Source organism: Arcicella aurantiaca (assembly GCF_003148625.1).
Lineage (GTDB): Bacteria > Bacteroidota > Bacteroidia > Cytophagales > Spirosomataceae > Arcicella > Arcicella aurantiaca.
On sequence record NZ_QGGO01000028.1, the window covers coordinates 64,869 to 72,217 of the forward strand.

The following is a 7,349-nucleotide window of genomic DNA, read 5'->3' on the forward strand; positions in this document are numbered from 1 at the left end:
TGTAAATTAAAGGGAATTTGTCTAAAAAATCAAGACAAATTCCCTTTAATAATCTTAAACAAAAAAAGCCGTTCTTCTCAGAACGGCTTTTATAGGCTTTAAATACTTACTTCTTAGTTACTCTCACCGAAATTCTACGGTTAGCAGCACGTCCTTCTTCTGTATCATTTGTTGCCACAGGATTTTCTTGTCCGTAACCTTCAGATTCTAAACGAGCGTCTGGAATACCTAATTTCACTAATTCTGACTTAACAGTTGAAGCTCTATCTCCTGATAATTTCAAGTTTGCGTTTGCATCACCTGTATTGTCTGTATAACCTCCCAATTTGATATTTACTGAAGGAAATGCTTTTAAGATTTCCGCAATATTCTTTAACTGTTCTGCTGATTCTGGTTTCAAAGTTGATTTGCCTGTTTCAAAAGTCAAACGGTCAAAATCAAACCAAGTAGTTTTATCAACTGCTTTTGATTTATCTTCGATGAATTTCAACAAGTTGTTTTCAATCCCATTTTCTGGAATATTTAAAGTTACTCCCGATGAAAGAGCTTTATCTAATTTTGCACCTAAATTTTTAATTCCTTCCGAAACGGGTAATTCAGACGCTAATTGAGGAGTCATCGCTTCAACATTAATGCCGTCCATTGTTTTTGTAATATCGTCAGAATGAACAGCGATATACGGAGCAATTACTAATGAAACAATCGACATCAATTTAATCAAAATATTCATTGAAGGACCAGATGTATCTTTGAAAGGGTCACCCACGGTATCACCTGTTACCGATGCTTTGTGTGGCTCAGACTTTTTGTAGTACATTTCACCGTCAATCAAAACGCCTTTTTCAAATGATTTTTTAGCGTTATCCCAAGCACCACCTGCATTAGATTGGAACAAGCCCATCAACACACCTGAAACTGTTACACCAGCCAACAAACCACCTAAAACTTCAGGTCCAAATATAAAACCTACCACAACAGGCGTAATCAAGGCAATTGCTCCTGGGAGAATCATTTGCTTGATAGAGGCTTCCGTAGAAATAGCCACACATTTTTCGTATTCTGGTTCAGCTTTGTATTCCATAATTCCAGGAATTTCACGGAACTGACGACGAACTTCGTTTACCATTTCCATTGCTGCTTTTCCAACCGCCGAAATACATAAAGCACTAAAAATAAACGGAATCATTCCACCTACAAAAAGACCTGCTAATACGTCAGCTTTGTAAATGTCAATTGCTTTAATTCCTGCAATACCCACAAAAGCCGCAAAAAGAGCTAATGAAGTTAAAGCCGCCGAAGCAATGGCAAAGCCTTTACCCGTTGCTGCCGTAGTGTTACCAACTGCATCTAAATTATCGGTACGTTCACGAACTTCTGAAGGCAATAATGACATTTCAGCGATACCACCTGCATTATCAGCAATTGGTCCAAAAGCATCAATTGCCAATTGCATAGCGGTTGTTGCCATCATACCCGCTGCCGCAATAGAAACCCCATAAAGTCCTGCGAATTTATACGAAAGAATAATACCTGCTGCTAAAACGATAATTGGTAAAACCGTAGATTCCATACCCACTGCTAAACCACCAATAATATTTGTAGCGTGTCCTGTACCTGATTTTTGAATAATTGACAACACTGGACGCTTACCCATTGCGGTATAGTATTCTGTAATAATCGACATTAATGCACCAACTACTAAACCAACTACAATCGCCAAGAAAACACCGTTTGAGGTAAATTCAAATCCACGAAGGTTAAGGGTTTCAGGTAAAAGATTTTTTACTAAGAAATATGAAGTAATAAAAGTAATAATGACTGATGCCCAGTTTCCTAAGTTTAAAGCGGCTTGCACTGATGAGTTTTCGTTACTTATTCTCACTAAAAACGTTGAAACCAAAGAAGCTAAAAGTCCAACACCTGCAATCATCATTGGTAGAATAACAGGAGAAAAACCACCATAATTATCAGTAACGTTGATTTCTTGTCCTAAAACCATTGTTGCCAAAATGGTAGCCACATAAGAACCAAATAAATCGGCACCCATACCTGCCACGTCACCTACATTATCACCTACGTTATCAGCAATGGTTGCAGGGTTACGCACGTCATCTTCTGGAATCCCAGCTTCTACTTTACCTACTAAGTCAGCTCCCACGTCAGCAGCTTTTGTATAGATACCTCCACCTACACGAGCAAAAAGAGCAATTGATTCAGCACCTAATGAAAAACCTGCTAATACTTCAATCGCTTTTTTCATTTCGTCAGAAGTCAAAGGTTGGTCTTTTGCGAAATAATTATAGAAAATAATAAATAAGCCCCCAAGACCTAAAACGGCTAAACCTGCGACTCCCATTCCCATTACAGAACCACCCGTAAATGAAACTTGAAGAGCTTTTGACAAAGAAGTACGAGCCGCTTGTGCAGTACGAACGTTGGCTTTTGTAGCAATTTTCATCCCGATGTAACCTGCTAAAGCAGAAAGGAACGCACCAATCAAGAATGAAACTGAAATTAATGGAGAAGAGTGAATTGGGTTTTCGGCAGTACCTTCATTTGAACCCAAAAAGAAAAGTAAAATGGCTGTTGGAATGGCGAAATATGCTAATACTTTCCATTCTGCTTTTAAAAATGCAATTGCACCATCGGCGATATAACCAGATAGTTTTTGCATATTTCCATCACCTGCGGGTTGCTTTGAAACCCAAGAAAAACGCCATGCTGTGTACAGCAATCCAATTATTCCAAAAACTGGAACGTAGTAAATAATGTTATTCATTAGTTATATTAAGGGTTTGTTTTTTGCTTAGTAATTATCAATGAGTTTTATATTTTATGTGTTCTTAAACTCAATTCAAAACACTAAGCGGTGAAATAATTAAAAGGCAATTTTACTTTGTCCGAAATTCAAGAATAAATTATTAGATAAATTATAATTTAACACCGATTCTTACAAAATAGGATTTCACAAATATACATTTTTAGAATTGGTTATAAAAAACTATTTCAAGATTAAATTGTACTTATTTTATTTAATTTTCATTTTTTGGAAAGGCTTAAAAAAATATTTTTTCCAAATTATTGGATTTCTTATCAAAATTTCTGCAAATATTTTCTTTTATCCTTCTTTAATGCTTTTATTATCAATAAAAAACATGAAAAACAACAACAAAACCATAACAACCTAACAAACAATAGATTACAAATAAAAACCGAACATTCAGTCTATTAATTCGAGATTTTTTCATGCAATTTCAGATAAAAAAAGGGACACAAAAACTAAGGATTATGATTATTCCGTTTAGAATATAGCTCTTTAGTAGTAACTTATCGAAAAATCAAAAAAAGACAAGACAAAGTATATCTTACAAACCTAAAATCCATTACCATTAGATTTTTGAAAAAATAATAATGAAAGAGATTAAAAATATCATTGAAACATACCATAAAATAGACTTCTCAAGACAAAAAGCGGCTCTTGCCACAGTAGTTAGAGTTGAGGGTTCTTCGTATCGCAGAACGGGGGCAAGAATGTTAATTACTGATTCGGGCGAGTGGATTGGCGGTATCAGTGGAGGGTGTCTGGAAGGTGATGCTTTGAAAAGAGCAAAATTAGCAATGGCACAGGGAAAATCAACAATTGTGACTTATGATACCACCGACGATGACCCCTATCAAATTGGTGTTGGCTTGGGCTGCAACGGAATCATTGACGTTTTATTGACGCCTTTAGATTTTAAAAATGAGAACAATGCGGTACTTACTTTAAAAAACTGCATTAATAGTCGCACACCAAATGTGGTAATTTGTGTAACACATTTGAAAGGAAAATTTGACAACTTTGCTCTTGGACAGACCTTCCGATTTGAAGGGAAAAAACATTTTTCTGAAAAATTTTCTAAAGCCGAAATTGCCAATGATTTAATTAACGAAATTGAAAATTGTCTTTTATCTGAAACATCAACTTCCAAAAACTATCAGTCTGAGGAAGGAGAAATTAAGTTTTTTATTGAAGTGATTATTCCGAGTACACATTTACTGATTTATGGAGGTAATTATGATATTTATCCAATGGTTAAATTGGCAAAAGAAATTGGGTGGAAGGTTTCAGTAATTTGTAATCCTTTGAAAGTTCACAAGAACTTATTTGAAATGGCTGATGAAGTTATTGATAAAGAAAAAAGTCAGCATATTTCAGTTGACCCATATACAGTTGCTCTTTTGATGGCTCACGACTATGAAACAGACTTCAGAAATATGCGAAACCTTTTGAAAACTAACATTCGGTATATTGGAATGCTTGGGCCGAAAAAAAGAACGGATAAAATGTTTACAAAATTATCGGAGGAAGGAACGCCTGTTGGTCAGCAAGATTTAGCACGAATTGCCACGCCTGTTGGTTTGGACATTGGAGCTATCACTCCCGAAGAAATTGCTATTTCGATTATTGCAGAAATAAAAACGTTCTTTTCGGGTAGAGACGGAAGCAGATTGACGTTTAGAAAAGGGGCGATTTATGGTTAAAATTTGTCAGAACTATGATTATTTCATTTTAGAAATTTCTAATAAATCTATCTGATTTCTTTATTGATTGAAGAACCGTAGGTTCGACCGATTTTGTAGCAATGGGTTTTAACCCGTTGAAAATGATATGAAACCCATTGAAGAACCGTAGGTTCGACCGATTTTGTATGTTTCGTTCCTGAACTCCGAAATCCTTGTATTTCCACGACAATGGGTTGAAACCCATTGCTACAAAATCAGTCAAGCCTACGGCTTTGAAAGCCCCCAAAAGATATGTATAAACCGTAGCTTTTGAAGGACGACTTCCATAAATTACGCTTCAGACAAATCTAAAACTTCAAGAACTTTCGTTGATAATATTTTTGGTCAATTTTGACATTGATAAAATAAGCACCTGCGACAAAATTTTGAATATTAATTTCCAAGTCGTTATCTCCAGCCACTCCATAAGTATCTGAATAATAAACTCTTCTCCCTAAATTATCAAAAACTTCAATGAGTACAGGTTTAAAATCTTGAAGGTTAAATCCTAACGAAATTCGATTGTTGGCAGGATTTGGATAAACATTCAACTCTTCACATTCGGTACAAAATGTTATTGGAATTACTTGTATTTGCTTGCCAGCATTTGAACAAGTAAAATTCAATTTGGCATTGTCAATCAAATAACTACTTTCTGGAATTTTGATTTTCAAGGTATGATTTCCTTCTGAAAGTAGCGGAAATTTAAACGCAAACCCATGATTGGCATTTCCAGAATATCGTTGAGAATCAGGGTTTAAACTATCTGCAAAACTTGTTTTCATGACTTTTCCATCTAACAATATTTCATACTTTACAGGTTTTGAAATATCACTTTTATTGACAATCCAACCATATCCGCCCTGACAGTCAGCTTTTTGTAATTGACCTTCGTACTCTGCATTAATTCCTGAATTTGAGCAAGCTAAAGTGTTATCTTTAATAAAATCTTCATCAAGAATAACATCAATGGGTTGTCCTCCACTTTTAGCTGATAAGTCTTGCCATGATTGCATAACACTACATCTTCCTGCCCCCATAATACACCCTCCTTCCATCAAAAAATCGGATAATTTAAAGGTCAATTTTGTTTTAGGAGAAATTTGTAATGGCGATTTATTATTGAGCCATTTATTTTTAATGACCTCCACAAACTTGGGAGCATTTTCTAAAATTTCCATCAAATTCTTTCCTTGTACATTTGGGAAATACGCAACCATTTTCGCTCCATGCGTAAAACTTTGGTCAATTTGCTGAAACGAAGGAGAATTATAAACGGCAGTTTCAGTTTGTGCAGGAATTAGGTCTTTTATCTCTGCTTCGTTCATTATCCATTTATTAGGCAAATTACTTCGCAGTAAATCCATGCCAAAACGATGATTGTATGACAATCCGTTATTAATTTTAGTACCGTCTGTTCCCTCTCCCAAATCTTGAAAAGCCATTGTACCCCGACGAACAGATAAATCGTCAAATACAGACCCATAATCATTTATTATTTTGAAAGGACGATTAACTTTCACCGATTTTACGGTTTGGATAAATTCTGTACTAAAGCGTTTGAGCATAAAATGACGGAAATTATACCAATCCCTTCCGTCTTGTCCTTCAAAAGAATATTGAAAAAAGAAACTGTACTTAGGGTTTATTTCATTGAAACTTTTGAGGTTATCATAATTTTCTCCCCATGCTTTTTTCAAGATATTGATGTCGTTACAATATCGTCTTCGCAACCACACTCGATACGCTTCTTTCATAGGATTTGAATAATCATAAAGTCCTCCTTCTGCCGAATTTCCAAAAGGATAACCTAACTCTTGCTCTCCTGTGGTTGCCAAACTTACATACAAAATATCGCCATTTTCTTGGTATTTTTTATAGCGTTCAATTGTCTCAGTCGTGAAACTTTTCATTCTTTTCATGGTCGATGTAGCAGCAAAAGAAGTCATACTTCGTTTGCCCGGTCCCGACTGTGCATAGTCATAACGACCTTGCCCATCGGTCATCAAGTCATTGGTTTCAAAATTTGAACACCACTGGTTTTGGGGGGCATCTCCGCACCAGCCATCAATCCAAATTCTCAGACCGATTTTCATACCCAACTCAGACGCCTTTTTTATCTGATTATCCACTTGAATCCAAGGATTTGGAGCATTGGCACGATACACCTTCACATAATCCCACAAAACGGCAATATTTACAGCGTTGAAGCCTAATTGATGAGCTTTTTCTATTTCTTTTACACCTAAATTATCGTCCTTTTCATCAATATTTACCAAAACCAACGCCAAATAACGTTGATTATCTTGGGCGAAAATTTGCGAGTTAACCAATAAAAAAATGATGATTAATAAGCATTTAAACGTTTTAGAATTTAGCATAATTTTTCATTTTTTCTCAAATAAGTTATGAACAAGAACGTCGGCGAAGTTTTAAGAAACCTCGCCGACGTTTAGCAAGAATAAATTTAATATTAACGTGAGCTTTTCAGATTTTAGGGGTAAAAAATAGCATAGGATTGCAAATGGGACTATTTTAGAGTTGCAAAACTTAACAAATAACCATCGAATCGCTATGCTTGACGAAATATACTACGAAGTTGATGAATTTAACCAACTTTACTTAGAAAAAATTGCAGGGTTCGCCTCAAATATTAATTGGTATCCCAAGCGTAAAATTGGCTGTATGTCTATGGGTGAGATTATGACCATTTTGATTTTTTATCACTACTCTCACTACAAAAATTTCAAACAATACTATGAACAATATGTCTGCAAAGATTTGAAAAGAGATTTTCCAATTTT

At 35.3% G+C, this 7,349-nt stretch carries 3 protein-coding genes and 1 pseudogene; 2 read left to right on the plus strand and 2 right to left on the minus strand.

Features of this window, described 5'->3' with window-relative positions:
* Positions 1–106: 106 nt before the first annotated feature.
* Positions 107–2,779 carry a sodium-translocating pyrophosphatase gene (locus LV89_RS20045; RefSeq protein ID WP_109744703.1) on the minus strand — a complete coding sequence of 891 codons (2,673 nt, stop codon included), beginning with the start codon at positions 2,777–2,779 and terminating at the stop codon, positions 107–109.
* A 632-nt stretch (positions 2,780–3,411) separates the two neighbouring features.
* On the opposite strand from LV89_RS20045, the gene LV89_RS20050 reads away from it, so the two are divergent.
* Positions 3,412–4,524 (plus strand): XdhC family protein, encoded by a 1,113-nt coding sequence (locus LV89_RS20050; protein ID WP_109744704.1) that lies wholly within the window; start codon positions 3,412–3,414, stop codon positions 4,522–4,524.
* A 329-nt stretch (positions 4,525–4,853) separates the two neighbouring features.
* On the opposite strand, the gene LV89_RS20055 is transcribed toward LV89_RS20050, so the two are convergent.
* A complete protein-coding gene (locus LV89_RS20055) occupies positions 4,854–6,926 on the minus strand; it encodes a T9SS type A sorting domain-containing protein (RefSeq protein WP_109744705.1) in 2,073 nt (690 codons plus the stop codon).
* A 193-nt stretch (positions 6,927–7,119) separates the two neighbouring features.
* Between LV89_RS20055 and LV89_RS25325 the strand changes: the two are divergent.
* Positions 7,120–7,349, plus strand: a pseudogene (locus tag LV89_RS25325) (IS982 family transposase); the annotation flags it as partial.

Bases quoted from the DNA above. Each gene is read 5' to 3' on its own strand.
- LV89_RS20045 (WP_109744703.1), bottom strand. From the start codon at position 2,779: ATGAATAACATTATTTACTACGTTCCAGTTTTTGGAATAATTGGATTG.
- LV89_RS20050 (WP_109744704.1), top strand. From the start codon at position 3,412: ATGAAAGAGATTAAAAATATCATTGAAACATACCATAAAATAGACTTC.
- LV89_RS20055 (WP_109744705.1), bottom strand. From the start codon at position 6,926: ATGCTAAATTCTAAAACGTTTAAATGCTTATTAATCATCATTTTTTTA.